Origin of the sequence: Paenibacillus sp. CFBP13512 (assembly GCF_005233705.1) — a bacterium.
Lineage (GTDB): Bacteria > Bacillota > Bacilli > Paenibacillales > Paenibacillaceae > Saccharibacillus > Saccharibacillus nuruki.
Map to the genome: position 1 here is coordinate 44,187 of NZ_QGAD01000005.1, position 21,778 is coordinate 65,964.

Annotated in this window: 16 protein-coding genes; 12 read left to right on the plus strand and 4 right to left on the minus strand. The window is 38.6% G+C overall.

The annotated features are described in order from the left end of the window. Positions 1-175: 175 nt before the first annotated feature. The 4 genes from PaeCFBP13512_RS08920 to PaeCFBP13512_RS08935 all read right to left on the minus strand — a co-directional run bounded on the left by PaeCFBP13512_RS08920 (position 176) and on the right by PaeCFBP13512_RS08935 (position 8,010). On the minus strand, positions 176-1,387 hold the full coding sequence (locus PaeCFBP13512_RS08920; protein WP_137222598.1) for a S8 family peptidase: 1,212 nt from the start codon (positions 1,385-1,387) through the stop codon (positions 176-178). 270 nt (positions 1,388-1,657) lie between these two features. After that, on the minus strand, positions 1,658-5,380 hold the full coding sequence (locus PaeCFBP13512_RS08925) for a non-ribosomal peptide synthetase family protein (protein ID WP_137222600.1): 3,723 nt from the start codon (positions 5,378-5,380) through the stop codon (positions 1,658-1,660). A 185-nt stretch (positions 5,381-5,565) separates the two neighbouring features. Next, positions 5,566-7,323 carry a methyl-accepting chemotaxis protein gene (locus PaeCFBP13512_RS08930; protein WP_069326337.1) on the minus strand — a complete coding sequence of 586 codons (1,758 nt, stop codon included), beginning with the start codon at positions 7,321-7,323 and terminating at the stop codon, positions 5,566-5,568. 489 nt (positions 7,324-7,812) lie between these two features. Further along, complete coding sequence (locus PaeCFBP13512_RS08935) at positions 7,813-8,010, minus strand: hypothetical protein (protein WP_069326338.1); 198 nt, start codon at positions 8,008-8,010, stop codon at positions 7,813-7,815. A 176-nt stretch (positions 8,011-8,186) separates the two neighbouring features. Here PaeCFBP13512_RS08935 and rpiA point away from each other — a divergent pair, with 176 nt between their 5' ends. The 12 genes from rpiA (at position 8,187) to PaeCFBP13512_RS08995 (ending at position 21,642) form a co-directional block, all read left to right on the plus strand. Beyond that, entirely contained in the window at positions 8,187-8,873 is a 687-nt protein-coding gene (gene rpiA, locus PaeCFBP13512_RS08940; RefSeq protein ID WP_137222602.1) for a ribose-5-phosphate isomerase RpiA, read from the plus strand. Between the two features lie 194 nt (positions 8,874-9,067). Beyond that, the gene (locus tag PaeCFBP13512_RS08945; protein WP_137222604.1) at positions 9,068-9,694 is read left to right on the plus strand and encodes an FMN-dependent NADH-azoreductase; all 627 of its coding nucleotides are present in this window, start codon (positions 9,068-9,070) and stop codon (positions 9,692-9,694) included. Positions 9,695-9,821: 127 nt separating this feature from the next. After that, positions 9,822-10,304 carry a MarR family winged helix-turn-helix transcriptional regulator gene (locus PaeCFBP13512_RS08950; protein WP_425415566.1) on the plus strand — a complete coding sequence of 161 codons (483 nt, stop codon included), beginning with the start codon at positions 9,822-9,824 and terminating at the stop codon, positions 10,302-10,304. 218 nt (positions 10,305-10,522) lie between these two features. Further along, positions 10,523-11,281, plus strand: a complete 759-nt coding sequence (locus tag PaeCFBP13512_RS08955) for a FadR/GntR family transcriptional regulator (protein WP_069326341.1) — start codon at positions 10,523-10,525, stop codon at positions 11,279-11,281. Further along, positions 11,278-12,510 carry a M20 metallopeptidase family protein gene (locus PaeCFBP13512_RS08960; protein ID WP_137222606.1) on the plus strand — a complete coding sequence of 411 codons (1,233 nt, stop codon included), beginning with the start codon at positions 11,278-11,280 and terminating at the stop codon, positions 12,508-12,510. Before PaeCFBP13512_RS08955 ends, PaeCFBP13512_RS08960 begins: the two co-directional genes overlap by 4 nt. A gap of 34 nt (positions 12,511-12,544) precedes the next feature. Beyond that, complete coding sequence (locus PaeCFBP13512_RS08965; RefSeq protein WP_137222608.1) at positions 12,545-14,080, plus strand: ABC transporter substrate-binding protein; 1,536 nt, start codon at positions 12,545-12,547, stop codon at positions 14,078-14,080. Positions 14,081-14,174: 94 nt separating this feature from the next. After that, the gene (locus tag PaeCFBP13512_RS08970) at positions 14,175-15,092 is read left to right on the plus strand and encodes an ABC transporter permease (RefSeq protein ID WP_137222610.1); all 918 of its coding nucleotides are present in this window, start codon (positions 14,175-14,177) and stop codon (positions 15,090-15,092) included. A gap of 34 nt (positions 15,093-15,126) precedes the next feature. Continuing rightward, a complete protein-coding gene (locus PaeCFBP13512_RS08975) occupies positions 15,127-15,990 on the plus strand; it encodes an ABC transporter permease (RefSeq protein ID WP_137222612.1) in 864 nt (287 codons plus the stop codon). An 85-nt stretch (positions 15,991-16,075) separates the two neighbouring features. Beyond that, positions 16,076-18,091: a S9 family peptidase gene (locus PaeCFBP13512_RS08980; RefSeq protein WP_161594243.1), complete on the plus strand. Its 2,016-nt coding sequence runs from the start codon at positions 16,076-16,078 to the stop codon at positions 18,089-18,091. After that, positions 18,088-18,555: a hypothetical protein gene (locus PaeCFBP13512_RS08985; protein ID WP_137222616.1), complete on the plus strand. Its 468-nt coding sequence runs from the start codon at positions 18,088-18,090 to the stop codon at positions 18,553-18,555. Before PaeCFBP13512_RS08980 ends, PaeCFBP13512_RS08985 begins: the two co-directional genes overlap by 4 nt. A 236-nt stretch (positions 18,556-18,791) precedes the next feature. Continuing rightward, positions 18,792-19,886, plus strand: a complete 1,095-nt coding sequence (locus tag PaeCFBP13512_RS08990) for a cobalamin B12-binding domain-containing protein (protein WP_137222618.1) — start codon at positions 18,792-18,794, stop codon at positions 19,884-19,886. Between the two features lie 28 nt (positions 19,887-19,914). Beyond that, the gene (locus tag PaeCFBP13512_RS08995) at positions 19,915-21,642 is read left to right on the plus strand and encodes an ATP-binding protein (RefSeq protein ID WP_161594244.1); all 1,728 of its coding nucleotides are present in this window, start codon (positions 19,915-19,917) and stop codon (positions 21,640-21,642) included. The last annotated feature ends 136 nt before the right edge of the window (positions 21,643-21,778 follow it).

A 21,778-nucleotide genomic window follows, 5' to 3' on the forward strand; every position in this document is an offset into this window, starting at 1 on the left:
GGTATAAAACCGTGGCTATTTGGATGCATATTATTATCTGATGTGGATCATCACAATACTATATGAATAGTGTAGGTTGTAGTAGATATAAGCTGCGTCATCTAGTGCAAAACAGGGACAAAGTATTCTCTATATGAACATGCCAGCTTTTCAAGGGAAAGTGGACATGGGATCATTACTTAGAAGCAAGAATAGAAGCTTTACCTAATAAATGCTGGAAGCTGATCATACCGTTACCATACAGATTGTCTTGACCTGCTGCTCCCAAATCAATACTGCCTTGGTTTAGAGCCTGACGAATCTGTGCATTAGTGCTACCTGGATAAGCTTGTTTGAGAATAGCAGCCATACCTGTTACAAATGGAGCAGCAACCGATGTACCACTACGAAGCTCATATTTACCGTTACTAGATGTACTCACAATATCTACACCTGGTGCTGTAAGTTCGATATCAGAACCGCTAGAAGAGAAATCAGCACGTTGTAGATTGTCGTCTATAGCAGCTACAGCGATCACATGACTAGATTTAGCTGGATATTGAACCGTATCTGTTGCTGCACTAGCTGTACCTTTATTACCAGCAGCTGCGATAAGCAAGATGCCATTTTGATCAGCAGAAGCAAGTACTTGTTCAACCGCTGGAGAATCTTCTGGAAAAGCGATCGACATGTTAACAATGTCCATATGGTTCTGAATAGCCCAGTCTACACCTTTAGCTAAATCTTCTGTTGAACCATTACCTTTGCTATCCAAAATTTTGACTGCGTAGATTTGAGCGTCTGGTGCTTCACCTACAAGACCTTTACCATTCGATTGAGCGCCAATCACGCCTGCTACAAATGTTCCGTGTCCATTATCATCTGCATAAGATTGAGTGTAACCCACTTCAGATACACCACCAGCGATATTCAATTCAGAGTGAGCAGAAATTCCTGTATCTAAAATAGCGATTTTTACACCTTTACCTGTGTAACCACTATCAGAAGCCATTTGAGCATCAATAGTACCGTATCCCCATGAAGCTTGTTCATTTCCTTTTACATTTACTGTTTTGATATTTCCACCAAAAGCTTGAGCAGCCGAAGTATAGGTTGTATTTTGTTCGATACTTGTAATGCCTGATTGTGTAGCAAGATCATTCTTTTGATCATTTGTAAGATTGACAGCAACCATATTTAGATGGTTAAATGCGTGAAGATCATTAGTAGATTGATCAGCTACTTGTGCAATCTGTTCTTTACCTTGATCGTTAGAATAAGAAACGATATAACGTTGAGTAGTTGTATCTGTAGTATTCATAGTTGGTACATATAGTGACAACGTAAGTGGAATAGCGATAGTGGCAATAAGTGCCGTTAATTTTAGTTTGGAGTTTTTAAAGTTCATTAGTCTTAGGTCTCCCTGCTTATTATAGGTATTAAGTATTATATATTTAACCATATTATACACTTTGAAACATATTAATACAATAATCGACAAAATAAATTTTGTTTTATTTTGTCTTAATATGTCGTATTATGTATTATTTATATCGGTACGATTTTGAGAAAGTTTATAGTTTTCAATTAAGTTGTGCAAAATATTTCAAAAAAATAAAAGACCCGTTCAATAAACCGGGTCTTTTACCTAATTATTTAGACGCTTATTTTTATCATTTTATCTATTCATATCACTAGAAATCATTTCATCGACAGTGACATCAGCTACATCACGTACAGGTGCAGTAGGGAAGTAACCGATACTTGATGCATAACTCAACATAGCTGATATAAATTCATAATCAGGTTTGGGGCAGAATACTTCTTGTTGCTCTAACAACTTGGCAGTCTCAGGATTAGCGAGTCGGTAAGGAGAATCTTTAGCGCCATCACCATCTAATTGACCCATTGCTAACAAAAGAGCATCTGCTTGCTTCTCGATAGAAGAATCTAACAGCCATTCAGCATATTCTTTAGCTGGTAAAACATCAATCGAATATCCAAACGTTTGGATCATTGCAATCAAGTCATCGTAGTGAACTTGTTGTGGGTTACAGATATGGAACATTTGACCTGCTGTATCCGGTTGAAGCGCCAGATGAATAATTGAACGACCTGCATAATCTATCGGTGTAAAGTCCATCCATTGATTTGCAGCAGGGGCTTTACCTAATAACAGCATCGCTTTGATCATACGATACATTGCATTACTGTCTATATTACGTTGGAAGCGACCAGTTACCGATTGGCTAGATAAGTTACCTGCGCGATAGATATTGACAGGGATACCACGTTCTCCAGCTGCAAATATTAATTTTTCTGCTTCTAGCTTGCTGTTAGTGTACATATTTTCAGTTTGAAGATCGTCAGCAAGGATGCCGGTTTGTTTTACTTGATCCCATTTGCCTTCTAATGATAAATCTTCAGGAATGCCCATCGTAGAAATATGATGGAAGCGAATGCCTTGACGTGTACTAGCGATCGCTAGTAATTCTGCTGTTGAATAAATATTAGATTTGGCAAATTGTTCTGTATCCCCGAAATGTCGAACATCTGCTGCACTATGGATAATCGCATCAATATGCTCTGTAATCATTTCATAATCGCTATCGCTAAGACCTAGATGCTTACTTTCTAGATCGCCTTCTACAGCAGTTACACGTTTTTCAAAGTCACGTAATACTTCTTGTCCGAAATACAGTTCCATTGTGCCTTTGAGACGTTCTATACTAGCTGCACTACCTGTTTTACGTACAAGGGCATAGATGTGAGCATCACTTTGTTGCAAAAGCTCATACAGCAAGTGTGATCCTAGATATCCTGTAGCGCCTGTTAATAAAACATGAGTGGTGTTCAGCAATCCTGAATAACTGGTTTGAATACGAGCAGGGAACTCCACCAGATCAATAGTGTGTTCAATCGTTGGGCTTGTTGCTTCAATATTCATTTTATCGTCTAACTGAAGAGCATATTCGGCTAACTGGATAATCGTTTTGTAAGCGAACAGATCCGCTATTTTGAGATTAGGAAATTGTGGTTTTAACAATGTAAGAACATGGAGTACTTTCAGAGAATCTCCGCCAATTTCAAAAAAGTCATCGTGAATACCTATTTGTTGCTTATTTAAAACGCCTGACCATGCATCTGCTATCCATTGTTGTGTTTCGTTTTGTGGAGCGACATAATCGGTAGCTGTTTCTTGCATTTCGATATGATCATAAGCAATCAATTTTTTGCGTTCTGCTTTGCCTGTTGGAGAGATAGGAATCTCGTCTAACTGACATACAAATCTAGGTACAAAATAAGAAGGCAGTCGATCAGACAAAAATTGCTTAATCGCAGCTGGAGATAATGCTGTACCATCAATCGTTGTAAAGTAAGCGACTAGCATATTTTGACCGGTTTCATCTACTTTAGGAACCACAACAGCATCTTGCATATTCGGATATTTGTTCAGGCTATCTTCAATTTCACCGATTTCGATACGATGACCTCGAATTTTAATCTGAGAATCGCGTCTACCTACATATTCAATCGTACCATCTGCCAACAATTTAGCTAAGTCACCCGAACGATAGATTTTTTCACCATTACCGGATGGGTCTGGCATAAAGGCTGCGGCTGTTTTTTCAGGTTGATCCAGATAACCATGAGCAATACCTACAGTTGAAATATAAATTTCTCCAGGAACGCCTACAGGAGAGAGCATTTGAAATTCGTTCATGATATAGACTTTATAGTTATCAATAGGGCGTCCAATAGGAACATTTACAACATCTTCACTAAGTGTAGTATCTACTTTATGCATAGTTGCACAAACCGTACATTCAGTAGGGCCATAGGCATTGACCACTTCAATTGGTTTGCCTATTTTCTGTTGGAATGTCCGTACACGTTTGCCATACAATGCTTCTCCAGCAGCAGCAATCAATTTGAGACTGGCTAATCTGGCATAACCTTCGTCAGACAAATAAGCAGATAATTGATTAAAGAATACAGTAGGTAAAGCTGTTACAATTGTTGTTTGTGTACGCTCAATGGCAATTGCAAATTCTTCGATAGACACTCTTTCTTCAGCATCTAATAAGAATAAATGTGCACCATGGAAAAGGGCAGCAATTGTTTCCCAGACAGAGCCGTCAAAGCTATAAGTAGCAAACTGAGTCATCACATCTTGAGAAGTTACATTAAATTCTCTTTGCAAAATTTCGCCTAAGTTGACTACGCCACGATGAGCAACCAATGTACCTTTAGGCTTACCTGTAGAACCAGACGTATAAATAACATAAGCTAGATCATCAGGTAATACAGTAATATTCGGATTGACCAAAAATGCTGGATCAGATGTTAAGTTCAGATATTCAATATCAAGGATGCCTCGTAATGTGGTAATACCTTCAGTCAGTTGAAGAACTTTATTATTGTATTTGTGCTGAATCAATACAAAAGCAGATTGGGTATCTTGTACAATATAGTGATTGCGTTCATCAGGATGGGAAGGATCTACAGGTACATAGACACCGCCAGCTTTCATAATACCTAGTAAGCTGATCACACTGTCCAGACTGCGATCAATATACATCGTTACAAATTCACCCTGTTGCAATCCTTGTCTTAACAACAAATGTGCAACTTGGTTAGCACGCTGATTCAACTCTTCATACGTATATTCTGTCCCTTGAAAAGAAATAGCAGTATGTTGAGGGTATTTATTTACAGCAGCTTCAAAAGCGCCATGATACGTTTGTTGATTTTGATAAGGGAAAGCAGTGTTATTCATTTCTTGATAGATCGCGTGGTCTTGAGCATTTAATATATCAATAGAACCAATAGCAAGTGCTGTATTATCTAATAATCCTTCTAACAAACGGATATAATAATCCGCAAAGCGTTCAATCGTTGCTGCTGTTAGTAAAGAATCGTTATATTCAATCGCAATAGAGAGTGAGGTGGCATGAGCTTCTAATGTCCAGTTCATGACTTGTCCAGGTTGTGCAGGAATCTGCTGTCCAAAATGAAAAACCGTTTCGCTTTTTACAGGAGATGTAGCTGGGCTTGCATCGAGTTGTGAAGCAACATAGTCGACTAAAGACTGAAAATAAGGATAATCTTCGATAGAAAGAGAAAAAGGGAAAAGTCCAGTTGTTGATCCAGATACTGCATGAATCTCGTGTTCCCCCGAGATTCGATAAAGCCATCCAAGGTAAGCAGAAAACAGAACAGCTTGACGCTCAATAGGATTGACTAATGTCCCGATGTATAAAGCAATTTTGGCACCTAGGTCAAAACGATAAACAGCAAACGTATCTTTCTGTTGTTGTCTTGCTTGATCTAGTGGAATTTGCAAAGCAGGTAATTGAATATATTCGTTAGGTGTAAAGGCATTTTCCGACAGTGACATAGAACATCTCTCCTTTGAAGTTGATCGCTGTAATGGTAGATATGAGAAAAGAGTAAGCGATATATGTGAATTAAATGTGATCTAATGATGAAATAAAATATATAATTTTCTTAAAATAAAGATATTAGGATAGAAAGTGAATGCCGTCCACAAGTTCTGTGGAAGGCATTCTTCCCTAAATCAGATTAATCTATTTTACGTACATGGAAATGAGAGATCAATTCTTGAAGTTGTTCAGCCATTGTTGAAAGTTGGTTAGCTGCATCTGTTGTCGAGATAATCGAAGATTTTTGACCTTCAACGTGCTGAGATACTTTAGCGCTATTTTCTGCTGCAACACTTGCTGTTGTTTTAAGGTTCTCTGTAGTTGCTGTCATTTCTTCTGTACCTGCTGAGATTTCTTGAGTAGCACTAGAAATATCTTGAATTTGCTCGGTTACTTGTTTAGTTACAGATTGAATTTCGGCAAACAGTTTGCCAGTTTGGTCAGCAATAGATAGACCATATTCCACTTCTTCTGTTCCTTTTTTCATTGCAGTTACTGCATTTTGGATCTCTGTTTGAATCTCAGTGATTAAAGTACTGATCTGGTTCGCAGATTGAGCAGATTGTTCTGCAAGGTTACGAACTTCTCCAGCAACCACTGCAAATCCACGTCCATGTTCACCTACACGTGCTGCTTCAATCGATGCATTCAAAGCAAGCAAGTTAGTCTGACCGGAGATTCCTGTAATAATACCTAGAATATTACCGATTTCTTGTGAACGACTTTCAAGCAATTCAACTGCTTTGGAAGTATCATGTACAGAACGAGAGATCAATGTCATTTGTTCTGTGACTTGGTTAACGACTTTATTACCTTCTACTGATTTTTGCTCCATTGAATACGCTTGGTCTGCTACGTTCGAAGAGTTGTTAGCAATCGTATGAATAACGGTTGAAATTTCTCCCATTGCTTTAGCTGTATCTTCAGTAGCTTCTTCTTGATATTTCATACCATTAGCAATGTCTTGAATATTGCTAATCAATGTTAATGAACGCTCGCTATTGTCAGATGAAGTATCCATTAGCATTTTGGCAGATTCAGTAACTTGTTGAGAAGCAGATTGTACATTCACGATAACACTGTTCATTTTTTCAACCATTTGGTTAAATTTGTGATTGATAATCCCTAGATCATCTTTACCTGTTTTGATATGAATATCTAGATTACCTTTACTTACATCTTCAATTCCACGAATCAATTCGCGAAGAGGAGCTAGTGTTCTACGAACTACAAAGAATTGAAGTAAGAAGATAACGATAAGGAAGAGTACCATGATCGTAATACCACGTACTAACAATTGATTCAGACCTTCTGGTACAGCACTTGCATCTGCATCTACTCCAAAGTAAGCAACAACTTTACCGTCACCATTTTGAATAGGATACAAAATAGTCGTCCATAGTCCAAGATCATCGGTGTAGAAACTTGTAAATGTAGGTTGTTTCGTTTTGAGCATTTCTTGAATTCCGTTTACGATTTCAGTAGGTTGTTCGTACAAATATCCGATATCGATATTTCCCTGTTTTAAAGCTTCCATAACTTTAGTTGGCACAGCGATCAATGATGTTTTATTACCATCTGCCAATTCCGTCCCGAAAATGTAAGCTTGAGAAATGTTAGGATTATATTTGTTGATATTATCTAAGTAGCTACGGATTTCTGTTTGTTTAGCACCCTCATAACTTTTTTCAGCTACAAGTTTTTCAACATCAGCAAGAGTAATACCTTGTGCAAAAGTGTCGGTTACCGCTTGAACTTGACCATGAAGTTGATTGATTAAGATCGTTTTCTGGGTAAAATAACTGCTTACCAACAAGATGACTCCGATAAGTATGATACTAGCTGCTGAGATTAATAAATTTTTAGCGAAAAAAGATAGTCTACTGATTTTCTTCAATGCTCTCACTCCTATTTTTGGTTGGTGAATCTAAGGTTGCGTGACTCCCTATAAAGCTTATCGGTCAACGTAGTCAACAATCTAAGATTTTGTAGATGGATAAGGATTGTTGTGAGCCTGTTTGTTGACAACAATCAATAAGAAATAAAATGACAAATCAACTAATAGAGAACTAAGCAAATTAGGTATTTAGTATGACCCATAAATCGGCTTGTTTCGAATAATTTGTCGCTTTATTTCCATAAAGCTGTAAAAAATGGCACAGTAACACTCATTTCTATATGTCGGAATTTGTATTCCAATAATTTATAGTAGTTAGTAATTTTCTTTAACTTTATAAACATAGTTCTATAGAATTGAACCAAAAGACCTAAAAAATATTTAGAATTGTATAGTTTTTGTCATTTTTTGCAATAAGAAGGATAGAAATTAGAGAGGAATTGCTTTTGTAATTCTGAATACATTCAGATAAAATAGGATATAAGATGATTACGCATGATATTTTCCTAGCGGTTCATTAAGTACCCATTCAAGCATATTGGACATATCTTCGATACGAGCAAGTTGTTCATTGAGCGAGGTATAAGAAGCAGTTTCAGGCGTTAGACCCTCAAGGCGTGTCTGGATATTTCTTTTCTGCAATGTCAATTCGTTGAGTTTGGATTTGATCTGATTTTCGGTTCGCATAATAGTAAGCTCCTTTTAATTTGTGAATGTGTATAGTATGATGCTGAGAATATTCACCCGTATTCAGTATAGTGCAAATGTTACATGAAATCTATGGATGAGACTCATTCTGTTATTTCATATCCATAACATCGTATCCAATAAATTATTAGACTAAATAATGGAGTGAACAGGTCATGAATATCAAAAAGTTAGCGGCGGAGAAAGCAGTGGATTGGGTAGAAGAAGGGATGATGGTTGGTCTAGGCACAGGTTCTACAGCGGCTTATGCTATTGAAAAAATTGGTGAACGTGTGAAGCAAGGACTACATATACGTGCAGTAGCAACCTCTGTTCAATCAGAAAATCTAGCACGGGAGTGGTCTATACCCATCATTCCTTTTGCTGAAGTAGGAGAAATTGATCTTACAATTGATGGTGCAGATGAAGTCGATCCTAATCTTAACCTCATTAAAGGGGGCGGAGGCGCATTGCTACGTGAAAAAATCGTAGCCGCTCGAAGTCGTCAAGTGATGATCATTACAGGTGAAAATAAAGTGGTACAGAAACTGGGCGCTTTTCCTTTGCCTGTAGAAGTGGTTACTTTTGCTCATGAGTGGACGATTGAGAAATTAGCTAGCTTTGGATGCAAACCTGTATTGCGTCAAACGAAAGATGGCGATGTGTTCAAAACAGACAATGGCAACTATACAGTAGATTGTCATTTCGATGTGATTGAGGATGCAGCACGATTACATCATCAGTTGAATAATATTCCAGGTGTTGTAGATAATGGATTATTTATCAATATGGCTAGTGCAGTTGTTGTTGCTTATGAAAGTGGCGTTATCGAAGTATTACGTGCACCTGCTCGTCGTTCATAAATATAATAAAGCAAGCTAAAAACTAAAAGAAACTGTCTGATAGAGGAAGTGATCAGATGGTTGCTTTTAGTTTAACTGCTATCAGTACACTATATAATTTATAGTTGACAAAAGTGTATTTATATATTATCTTTAAATTAAGATTTATGAATTGATACTATTACAGTATCCAAATAAAAGGAGAGATTTCATCCATGTCTAAAGTTCTTTTTGTTAAAGCGAATAACCGTCCTGCTGATCAAGCAGTCAGCGTACAACTATACGAAGCATTCCTAAACAGCTACAAAACTTCTCATCCACAAGACGAAGTGGTAGAACTTGATTTATTTGCTGAAAATATTCCTTACTATGATGCATTTGTTCTAGGTGCTAACTTCAAAGCTTCTCAAGGTATGGAAGTATCTGCTGAAGAGCAAGCGGCTGTTGACCGTGTAAACAAATACTTAACTCAATTTTTGGGTGCTGATAAAGTGGTTATTGCATTCCCATTGTGGAACTTTGCTGTTCCTGCTGTATTGCATAGCTACTTCGACTACTTGTCTCAAGCTGGCAAAACGTTCAAATATACTGCTGAAGGTCCTGTAGGACTTGCTGGCGGTAAAAAAGTAATGTTGTTACACGCTAGTGGTGGCGTATATTCTGAAGGTCCTGGCGCTGATATCGAATTGGCTGTACGTTATGTACAAACATTTCTTGGCTTCTGGGGTATTACAGATGTTGAGAAATTCATCATCGAAGGTCACAACGCATTCCCGGATCGTTCACAACAAATCGTTGCTGATGGTCTTCAAAATGCAGCAACTGTTGCACAAAGCTTCTAATTTAAACGTATTTTATTGAAATAAAATCATAAAGCGTCTGCGTATATTTTTCTGAATTTAAATGAAAAACATCGCAGGCGCTATATGTTTAGAATATAACGATTATGATAGTTAGGAGGTTTCATAGATGAAACACTCGTCGATTCAACCGAATCCAGATATGGAAAATGATGAAGAAAAAGAATCTCTTCATTTGTTAATTATATTGTCACGCGCTTATCAGGCTGTGATGAATCAGGTGAATGATGATATTCAAAGTTATGGTCTGAACCCGACTGAATTTGGTGTATTGGACTTTTTGTATCACAGCGAGAATCCACAGCCATTGCAGAAAATAGGGCAAAAAGTACTGATTTCTAGCGGGAATATCACGTATGTGGTCGACAAGTTAGAAAAGAAAAATATGTTATGCCGTCGTGCTTGTGATAATGACCGTCGTGTTATTTTTGCAGAGCTAACTGAAGAAGGCAATCAATTTTTTGAGAGCATTTTTACAGGTCACAAACAAGCTATTATCAAAGCTACGCAAGGATTAAATCATGATGAGAAATTAGATATTATTCCATTACTCAAAAAGCTAGGATATGCTGCCGCGAACAAAGAAGTCTAATCAGTGATTATACCACTGATTAGGCTTTTTTTATTTGAAATTGATAAAACCTATCGTTTTGGTATGAATAATCGTTGACCTCTGTTCCAACAGAGAGTATATTAAATAAAAGTCACTTTTTGTCGCCTTATTAAATGGTCTAAAGTTCGTACCTTATACCATTCAAGTAGAACAATTAACAACTATATCCTCATTACTTTTTAAATCAGGAGGAAGACATGCGAACTTATTTTCCACAACAATTTGAGAAAGTTTCTCCTAAAAAAGTTAGTGATTTTATTTTCGACCAATTAGAAGAATCGATTATTTTAAAAGAATTACTACCTGAAGAACAACTTCCCAATGAACGAGATATGGCGGTTATGTTCAATGCTAGCCGATTAGCGGTACGTGAGGCTCTTTCTCGATTAGAAGAAGAAGGATTGATTGAAAAGCGTGTCGGGGCTAAAGGAGGAACCTTTGTTTTACCTTTAACGCTCAATTCTCATCATCGTCACCGTGAACAGATTGCGAGTAATTGGGAGTCATGGAGCAAAGTATTTGAATACCGTCTGATTATTGAACCAGAAGCTGCTTTTCTAGCTGCACAGCATATTCAAGCCGAACAGTTACATCAACTACAGCAGTATCTAGAGATGAGTATTGAACAAGATTGTTCACGCGAGTTATTTCGTGCGCTGGATGTGAAGTTTCACCTGATGATCGCCAAAGCATCTGATAATGCTTATTTTGAAAAAGCAGTACGAGAGATTCGTACCAAGATCAATCCTGCACTTGATCTTATGCCTTATAGTCAAGAAGTACGGGTACGCAATTCAGATAGCCATTTTGAATTGTTAGATGTACTGCGTGCACATGATGGGGAACGCTCTCGAATATTGATGCGTCAACATATTGAACAGTCTGCCTCTTCGATCTATCATCGAGTATTTGATCATGATATCCGAACTCAAGAAAAGGAGAGTGAATCCTTATGAATCATTCTGATCCGCAAGGGATACAAGTGAGACTGTCGCAGTTATTACCTGCTGCGCAGTCTATGCAAGAAAAATTAACCACATGGCGACGTGATCTACATAGACATCCTGAGATTGGTTATGAGGAAGTTCGAACCTCAGCGATTGTAGCAGAGCATTTACAAAGTCTAGGGCTTGAAGTGCAGACGGGTATAGGCAAAACAGGTGTTGTCGGACTGTTGCGTGGTATAGAACCCGGACCAACAATTGCACTTCGAGCAGATATGGATGCTTTACCGATACAAGATGCCAAAGATACGAGCTATGCTTCGCAAACCGCCGGTAAAGCTCATCTGTGCGGTCATGATGCACATACAACGATGTTAATGGGGGCAGCTCAATTACTAAGTAGTCTGGGTATACCCGCATCCGGTAATATCAAATTCGTTTTTCAACCGGCGGAAGAAGGGCTAGCCGGAGCCGATGCCATGATCAAAGATGGGGTACTGGAGCATCCTCATGTGGATGCAATGACAGGCTTACATGTTTATCCGAGTTTGCAGATCGGTGAAGTATCTGTTTGTAAAGGAGTCGCTTTTGCTTCAGCTGACTTTTTCACACTTCGTATTATTGGTAAAGGAGGACATGGAGCACGTCCGCATGAAGGTATTGATGCGATAGCCGTATCAGCGCAAGTCATTTCTGCCCTGCAACATGTTACCAGTCGAATGATCGATCCATTAGAAACAGCTGTTGTCAGTATCGGACAGATTCGAGGAGGAACAATGGCAGCTGCGATTGCTTCTGAAGTTGAAATGGTAGGCACAGTACGCACATTATCTGCGGATATCCGTCAGCAAATGCCTACGAAGATTAAGCAGGTTATTGAAGGGATTGTAGGTTCCTTTGGAGCTGATTACGAACTCGATTACCACATGAATTATCCTGTCGTCAAAAATGATAATCAAATGGTTGATTTTTTGACTGCTACTTGCGATCTGATGGCAGAAGGGCCGGAGTGGCAATATACTCGACCTTCTACAGGTGGCGAAGACTTTGCTTTTTATGCTGAACAAGTACCTGCTGTGTTTTTCCGTTTAGGGACAAGTAATGGACAACCTGAGACTTCATATCCATTGCATCATCCCATGTTCGATCTTGATGAATCTGCACTTCCTTATGGTGTAGCGATGTTGTCTGCTATGGCATTACATTATTTGGATCAACCGATCCGTCACACGCATCAATAAAAAAAGTACGATTTAAAAGGGTGGAGTGGAGAAAATGAAAACAAAATCATGGATAACCAGTGGATTATTATTGTTAGTAGTCGCGATTGTATTAGCAGGGTGTGGTAATAGCAAAGAATCATCTACAGATTCAGCTACGAATAGCAAAATATTAACGATCGGGAATGCGACTGATATTGAAAGCTTTGATCCACATAACAATAACAATACCTCTAGTGAAGCTGTACTGGTCAATATGTTCGATTATTTAGTCAAAAATGATAATGAACAAAAGAAAGTGCCGGTGCTGGCTACTTCATGGGAACAAGTAAACGATACAACATGGAGATTCAAGCTACGTGAAGGCGTTACTTTCCATAATGGTGATCCGTTCACAGCGGCAGATGTGAAATACACGATTGATCGTGTAGCCAAAGATAGTGCGCTCAAACAAAACTCGTATTTCAAATCTATTAAAGAAGTAAAAGTAGTCGATGATTACACCGTTGATATGATCACAGATGGTCCTGATCCACTATTATTAAATCGTTTGTCCAAAATGGGAGCAGGCATTCTACCTTCAAAATATATCAAAGAAAAAGGAATCGATGCTTTTCTTAAAAGTCCAGTCGGGACAGGTCCTTACAAGTTCAGCAAATGGACAAAAGATGACCGTGTAGAACTGGTCAAAAACGATAAGTATTTTGGAGAAGCACCTAAATGGGATACGGTTGTGTTCCGCTCAATCCCTGAAGCTTCTACCCGTGTATCTGAATTGTTAGCAGGAGGCATTGATATTGCTTCAGGTATTCCTTCTACTGATGTAGAACGTATTCAGAGCGAAGAAGGCAAACAAATCGTTAAAGCTCCAATCCAACGTGTACTTCAATTAATTTTGCGTGAAACAGAAGGTACAGTCACAGCTGATCCGAAAGTACGTGAAGCAATTGACTTGGCGATTGACAAGCAAGGGATTGTAGACAGTATTGCAGGTGGAGCAGGGATTGTGACTCGTACATCTGTTACACCGGGTAACTTTGGAGCAGATCCTTCACTATACAAACAGACATTATACGATCCAGCCAAAGCGAAGCAATTATTACAAGAATCCGGTCATACAGGAGCAGAACTGAATATGACGGTCTCTTCTCAATACAAAGAATATGCTGAAGTGGTAGCGGCTATGCTGAATGAAGCAGGGTTTAAAGCGAATCTTGAAGTGCTAGAACCAAGTGCTTTTAGTGAACGATACAGTTCCAAATCATTCAAAGAAATTTTTATGATCGGCATAGGTAATTCATTATTTGACGCATCCAATAACTATAATCGTTATCTCAAAACAGAAGCAGCAGGGGAAACGGATTATAACAATCCTAAAGTTGAAAAGTTATTACAAGATGCGCTTGTAAATATGGATCCAGCATCACGTGAAAAACAATATCAAGAGGTACAACAGATTTTGGCAGAAGATCGCCCAGCAGTGTATTTGTTCCAAATGGAAGGAATTTATGGAGCAGATAACCGTGTGAAATTTACGCCAAGAAGTGATGAAATGTTCTATGCAGATGATATTACACCTGTGAATGGATAAACAAATTAAAGCAGGGATAGCCATATGTCTTCCCTGCTTTTTGTTATAAAAATCGGCAAAAGTTCAGTATATACGGTGTACGGAGGTGATTGGATTGAAAGGCTATATTATAAAGTCACTGCTTCAGGTGATTCCGGTATTGCTACTGGTATCGTTAATTGTATTTATTTTAGTGCGGGTGACCGGTGATCCTGTAGCGTTAATGTTACCTGAAACGGCTACAGCAGAAGATCGCGCTGTGCTTACAGAGGCACTCGGATTGGATCAACCACTGTATAAGCAATACATCACATTTCTAGGAAGTGCATTGCAAGGAGATTTTGGGACTTCTTTTCGTTATGGAGAATCTGCTTTACCACTGGTTTTAGAACGATTACCCGCTAGCTTTGAGTTGGCGGTAGCAGCGATGATTTTTGCGATTATTATGGCGATTCCACTCGGTATTTTGTCTGCGGTCAAGCGTAATACATTTACCGACTTATTGATATCAGGTATTTCTGTGATTGGCAAAGCAATGCCTAACTTTTGGATGGGGATTATGCTAATTTTATTCTTTTCAGTAATGTTAGGTGCTTTACCTGTCTCCGGTAGAGGAGGAATAGAGCATTTGTTATTGCCTGCTTTTACTCTGGGGATTGGAATTGGTGCACAGATGACCCGCTTGGTGCGTTCCAGTATGCTTGAAATTCTAAATCAGGATTATATTTTGACTGCGAAGAGTAAAGGGTTACGTCCATTTGTTATTATTATGAAGCATGCTTTTCGTAATGGCTTAATTCCTGTTGTCACGATTGTAGGATTGCAATTTACCAGTCTGATCGGTGGCACATTGATTACTGAAACCGTATTTGCTTGGCCAGGACTAGGGCAATTGTTAGTAACAGCAGTAAACACGCATGATATGGCGATTGTACAGGCTTCTGTATTTGTGATCGCATTGATTGTCATTATAGGAAATCTATTGACTGATATTTCGTATCGCCTGCTTGATCCTCGTATTAGATACAGTTGATCAGGAACCAATCGGCAGAAAGGATGGGGTAGACATGCCTGATCAAGGAATGATCCGTCAGTTATTAAAAAGTAAAACTGGCACATTAGGATTGCTGATTATTGTAGCGGTTGTATTGTGTGCTTTATTTGCACCGTGGTTAGCGAGTCATGATCCAGCTTCGGTTGCTCCGTTAAAAAGACTCAAGCCACCGGTATGGTTAGATGGAGGCGAGTCGACTTACTGGTTAGGCACAGATAATCTAGGTCGTGATATCTGGAGCCGAATTGTATATGGAGCTCGGGTATCCTTAATTGTTGGTGTAGGAGCAGTATTGGTGTCCGGCATGATCGGAGCTGTACTGGGATTATTATCTGGATATTATGGGAAATGGATTAATGCCATTATTATGCGGGTTGCAGATTCTTTTCTAGCGATTCCTTCGATATTATTAGCATTGGTTGTATTAGCTGTAACTCAGCCGGGATTGATCACTTTGATTATCGTGATTGGATTAACCAACTGGGTATCGTATGCAAGAGTCATTCGTAGTGAAGTATTAAGTCTTAAAGAACGTGATTTTGTCAAAGCGGCACAATCGGCAGGCGCAGGGCAAGGTCGCTTAATTTTCCATCATATTTTACCAAATGTGATGTCATCGTTGATCGTTATTTCCAGTATGAATGTAGCGACAACGATTCTAATGGAAGCATCGCTAAGCTTTCTCGGATTAGGGATTAAGCCACCAGATGTATCATGGGGCGGGATGCTGAGTGATGGCAGACAGTATATTGCAACCAGTTGGTGGGTCGCTACTTTTCCAGGATTGGCGATTACATTTACAGTATTGGGAGTTATCTTTCTTGGAGATTGGTTGCGGGATAAATTAGATCCTCGAATTACAAATGATCAATCGTAAAGACCCTTGCCAATATCAATATAACGATCCCTATAACAATTATGAAGTATAGATAAGAACGTGATAAGTGAAGGAGACTATGGTGATGAGTAAAAAGACGATACAACCAGAAGATTTGTACGATTATCAATGGGTAAGCGATCCTTCTATTCATCCAGATGGATCTATAGCTTATATGCATAAAATCATTGATCGTGAACATAATCAGTACAAAACGCATATTTATTATATTTCAGCAGACCGTAAACACACCAAAAGGATCACTGATGGCGATTATGATACAGCGCCTAGCTGGTCACCAGATGGACGATATCTAGCTTTTATTCGTAAAATCGATAAAAAACCTCAATTGTGGATACTGGATTATACCTCTGGATCTATGACTCCATATAGTAAGCTGGAACGTGGTATTGGATTCTTCCGTTGGTCACCAGATGGACGTTCTATAATTATGACTAGCCGAGTACTAGGTGAATATGAAAAGCAAGCTCATTTACCTGATCGTGGACATATTGTAGAGCGAACGACGCCCAAAGCAGAAGGTTCTGGATTATGGAATGGAACGTACCAACATTTATTTTTATTAGAATTACAACATCGTCAAATAAAGCAATTAACAAGCGGTGAATTTGATGCTTCTTATCCTGTCTGGTCACCGGATGGAACCGAAATTAGTTACCTTGCTCAAAAAAAACCTTCTATTATATATAGCGATATGGATATAGTTTTTTATAATGATTTGTATACTTTAAATATGGCTTCTGAGCAGACCGAATTACAAACCAGACATGACCTTACTATCAGTCAATTTGCGTATGCACCGGATGGACAGTCATGGACATGTATTGCTAATAATCGAGAATATGGAAGTGGAACTCAGAATCAAGTGTACCGTTTGGATCGTTCAACCGGACAGATAGACTCGCTCACTCCATACTCTGATATTCAATTCGGTAATTTTATACTGAATGATATGAAGTCAGCTGGGGCTATTCCAGGACCGATCTACGATATAGATGGACAATCTGTCTATGTACTAGGAACCTATCAAGGAAGTGTAGATATTTACCGAATCACTAATCAAGGAACATGTACTGCAATCACCACAGGTAGAAAAGATATTCATCAAATGGTACTTGCTCCACAAGGAGATCGATTTGTTGCATTGATAGCAGATGCTAATCATCCTTATGAATTGGTAGAATTACCAATTGATCCAGTAGCTCACCATCTATCAAATGATCCCTATCGCTTAACACATACAGCAGATCTGTGGTTATCTCAACATGAAGTCTCTATTCCAGAATCATTTTGGTACACCCATGAAGATGGAATTAAGATTCAAGCATGGTTGATGAAACCTGTACAAGTTACAGACAATAGCGATAACATACCACTGATTTTACAGATTCATGGAGGGCCTCATGCTATGATCTCTGATGTGTATAGCCATGAGATGCAGACATTAGTATCGCAAGGGTATGCAGTATTAATGCTTAATCCGCGTGGTAGCTTCGGATACGGTCAACAATTTGCACAAGCATGTCGTCAAGATTTCGGTGGTGGTGATTATCGTGATCTTATCGAAGCTGTTAATCATGTATTACAGCATCATCCTGAATTAGATGAACAGCGATTAGGGATATGCGGTGGTAGTTATGGAGGATTGATGGTCAATTGGATTATTGCTCATGATCATCGTTTTCGTGTGGCTGTCACACAGCGCTGTATTTCCAATTGGATATCCTTTTATGGAATTAGCGATATTGGTATTTCGTATACAGAAGGGATCGTAGGTGGGAATCCATGGGAAGACTTTGATCGGTTATGGTCGCAATCTCCTCTTGCTCATGTACAGCATATCAATACACCACTGCTTATTATTCATGGTGAACAAGATATGCGTTGCCCTATCGAACAGAGCGAACAACTGTATATCGCTCTAAAACGGCAAGGAAAACAAACCAAAATGGTACGTTATCCTGATTCAAATCATACAGTGTTAAAAAGCGGAAAGCCTAGCTATCGTGTCGATCTACTGAGCCATGTCAACGACTGGATGAAGCAATATATTCATTTCCCAATAGAGGTGAATCCATGACAGAACCATTTCTGGAAAAAGTGAAGTTGTCATTACCAGTAGGTCTGTGGATTGAGAACTGTTTGAGCAGTGGAATACCTGCTGCTCAACTGATCGATTTTATTCATCACAAAGACTTTGCAACCATTGTATCCAAAGTAGATGATCCTAATATGGATATGCTAGATCGCCTACATACCGCTACTGAAATGAACGATCCGTGGGAACGAGCGATGATTGAAGGATATCGCTTCAAATTTATTCATATTGGTGGAGTGAAACGATTACTCAAATTGCGCTTTCAATTACAAGAGCATAAAGATTATAGCCAACATGAAAATAGGTTGTCTGGATTGAGATTGACTTCAGATCAGAAGGATATGCTAGAGGAACGAATAGGTAGTCAATGGGAAATGGTAGCTGAACTGCAAACGGATTCATATTCTACAACTATACAAATACGTTTAAAAAACGAAAGCTGTTGATTATTGACAGCTTTTTCTGTTTTTTTACATTTATCTAAGGCTTAAAAGTGGGCTTTATGTATAAAATGCAACCTATAGAACTTGCTTAATTCATCAATCTATGGGAAAATTTCACCAAGGTATACATTCTGGATATCACAATAAGCTGAATAATAAACAGCAGTTGTAAATACATCTTACGATCTGTGCAGGCGAATTGATCCTCGTAAGGTCTTTATGACAGGGAGGTCACACGCATGGCACTACAACAAGAAGGTACAGCAGGACAACAGTTAATCTCAGAAGCGAATCGATTTGCAGAAAAGGTCACACAGATGCAATATCGTCAGCAACCTGATTTGATACAACGATTCGGACCGAACGGCAGAATACGAACCAAACAAGATTCTTTATATACCCTTAGTTATTTAGCTGAAAGTGTATTGATGAAGAGTCCAAGTTTGTTTATGAATTATATTTCATGGCTTAAAGTGCTTTTAAATGGATATCGAGTATCCGAACAAGATTTATTAGTGAACTTGAATGCCATCAAAAAAGCGCTTCAAAAAAGTTTTGATCATCCCCATAAGTCCAATGTGATTGATTATTTGGATATGGGTATACAGCATGTTCAAACAACTGAATTTCAATCATCGTATATTGTGGAAACCTCGTTATTAGGAAAAGAAGCTAAGCAATATTTAGATTGCTTACTACGTACAGAACGCAAAGAAGCCTACACGCTGATCGTACACCTTCTTGAAAACGATACTCCTATCAAAGACATATACATTCATATATTCCAGACTGTACAATATGAGATCGGTCGATTATGGCAGACTAGCCAAATCAATATTGCACAAGAACATTTCTGCACAGCTGCGACTCAAAGCATTATTTCACGTCTGTATCCTTATTGGATCAGTGCGGGACAAGAGCGATATCGCCTAGTTGCGGCTTGTGTAGGAGAAGAACAACATGAGATCGGAATTCGCATGTTGGCTGATTTTTTTGAAATGGAAGGCTGGGATACTTACTATCTAGGTGCTAATGTTCCAGATCACAGTCTTTTACAATTGATAGTGCAACATCAAGCGGATATTATCGCTATCTCTGCAACAATGACCTTTCACGTTCATTTAGTGCAAGACTTGATCGAAAAAATTCGCGCTGAAGAATCAACCAGACATGTCAAAATCATTGTCGGCGGATTGCCGTTTAATATTGACAGGGAACTGTGGAAGCGAGTTGGGGCAGATGGTTTTGCACCTGATGCAAATAAAGCTGTTGAAGTAGCGACAAGCTTAGTAGCCCTGAACCAATCAGGCAGCCAGCCCTCGGTAAAAGGTTAAATAGCCTTTAGAAGGGAAGATGAACGCAATGACGAATGCTGAACAAGAAATCACGATTTTGCGTAAAACGATCGAAGATCTTTCCCATAAGATGATCAAAAGCAAATATCAGGAAGAACAAATTCTGTCTGAATTTTCGGCAATGAATAATGAAATGGTTACGTTACAACGTCAACTAGCCAAGACCAATGCTGAATTAAATGCAGCCAAAGAAGAAGCGATTCATGCGAATCAAGCTCGCTCTCGTTTTTTGGCAATTATGACTCATGAGATACGCACACCGATGAATGGAATGATAGGAATGTCAGAAATTTTGATGACTTCTGAATTATCGGATGAGCAAAAACAATCGGTGATGTTGATTCAAGAATCTGCCGAGTTACTGCTCAGTATGATTAACAATATGCTTGATCTTTCCAAAATGGAAGCAGGCAAAATGAGACTGCAAGAAGAGCCGATTGATCTACGATTGTTATTGGATCATATTATTCGACTAAGCCAGCCGAAAGCGCAAAAAAATCAAAACATCATTTCTGCTTTTATCGATTATCGAGTAGAAAATGAATTGATCGGTGATGGAGGTAGAATAAGACAAATTTTGCTTAATCTACTGAGTAACGCTAATAAATTTACCAATCAAGGAACCATCGAAGTGAGTATACAACTCAAACACAATAGTGCAAATTCACAGATTCTTCACATTGAAGTTACAGACACCGGAATCGGCATTTCAGAAGAGAATCAAAAAAATATGTTTCAGCCTTATGCACAAGCCGATCAACCTGGAAAAAATAATGTAGAAGGAACAGGGCTGGGGCTCTCCATATGCAAGTCATTTGTAGAGCTGATGGAAGGAACGATTGATTTGAAAAGTGAAGAAAATAAGGGATCAACTTTTTGGTTCGATATTCCGCTCAAAAAAGTTCAAACTTCTTCGGATACTCCAGAATTGATCTCTAATCATTTGGGTGGCCAACAAAGCGAACATCTGAAATTGCCTTCAAGTCTGCATCACAAGCAGACAGATAAATCGATATTGATTGTAGAAGACAATCCGATCAATCGTCAGGTTATTCAATTGCAGTTGAAAAAGATGGGTATGGAACAGGTGCATACGGTAAGTAATGGACAAGAAGCGATATCCAAGTATTTGGGTCATACGTATCATCTGATCTTAATGGATAATCGTATGCCTATTATGGATGGTCTGCAAGCCACTCATAAGATACGTGAGTTGGAAACAGCAGAAATGCGTTCTCCTGTACCTATCATTGCGTTAACAGGAAATACAAGTCAGGAAGATCGTCAGAAATGCTTGGATGCAGGTATGAATGATATTTTGACAAAGCCTGTTAATCTGGAAAGTTTAACGATAATGATGCGTAAATGGCTGCCTGATATTGTTCATGAAAAAGCATTAGATATGAGTGTTATTCAGGAAATATTAGATCTCAATGATGATGGAGATCCAGAGATATTACGGACACTGATCGAAATGTACAAAAGTGAGACACCTAACAAGCTAGAACGATTACAAAAGTTAGTGCTTCGTAAAGATGCAACTGCACTGTCTGAAGCAGCACACGAACTGAAATCAGGTAGCTTGAGTATAGGTATTCAATATATGGCACAATTACTGCATGAGATTGAAAGTCTTGCTAAAGAAAACGACTTGCGAGTTGTTCAGGAGCTTGTACAGTTACTGGTACCTGCTTATGAGAAAGCATGTCGGGAACTAGAACATCTAATCAAATAAAAACGATAGTACGGAGTCTGCACAAAGCAGGTTCCGTTTTTTGTTTTGATTGGAGGTTTTTCTTTTACATATATGTCTATACAAATAAATTGAATGCTTCCTTTAGAAAGGATAAATAATTGGGTAATGGTATATA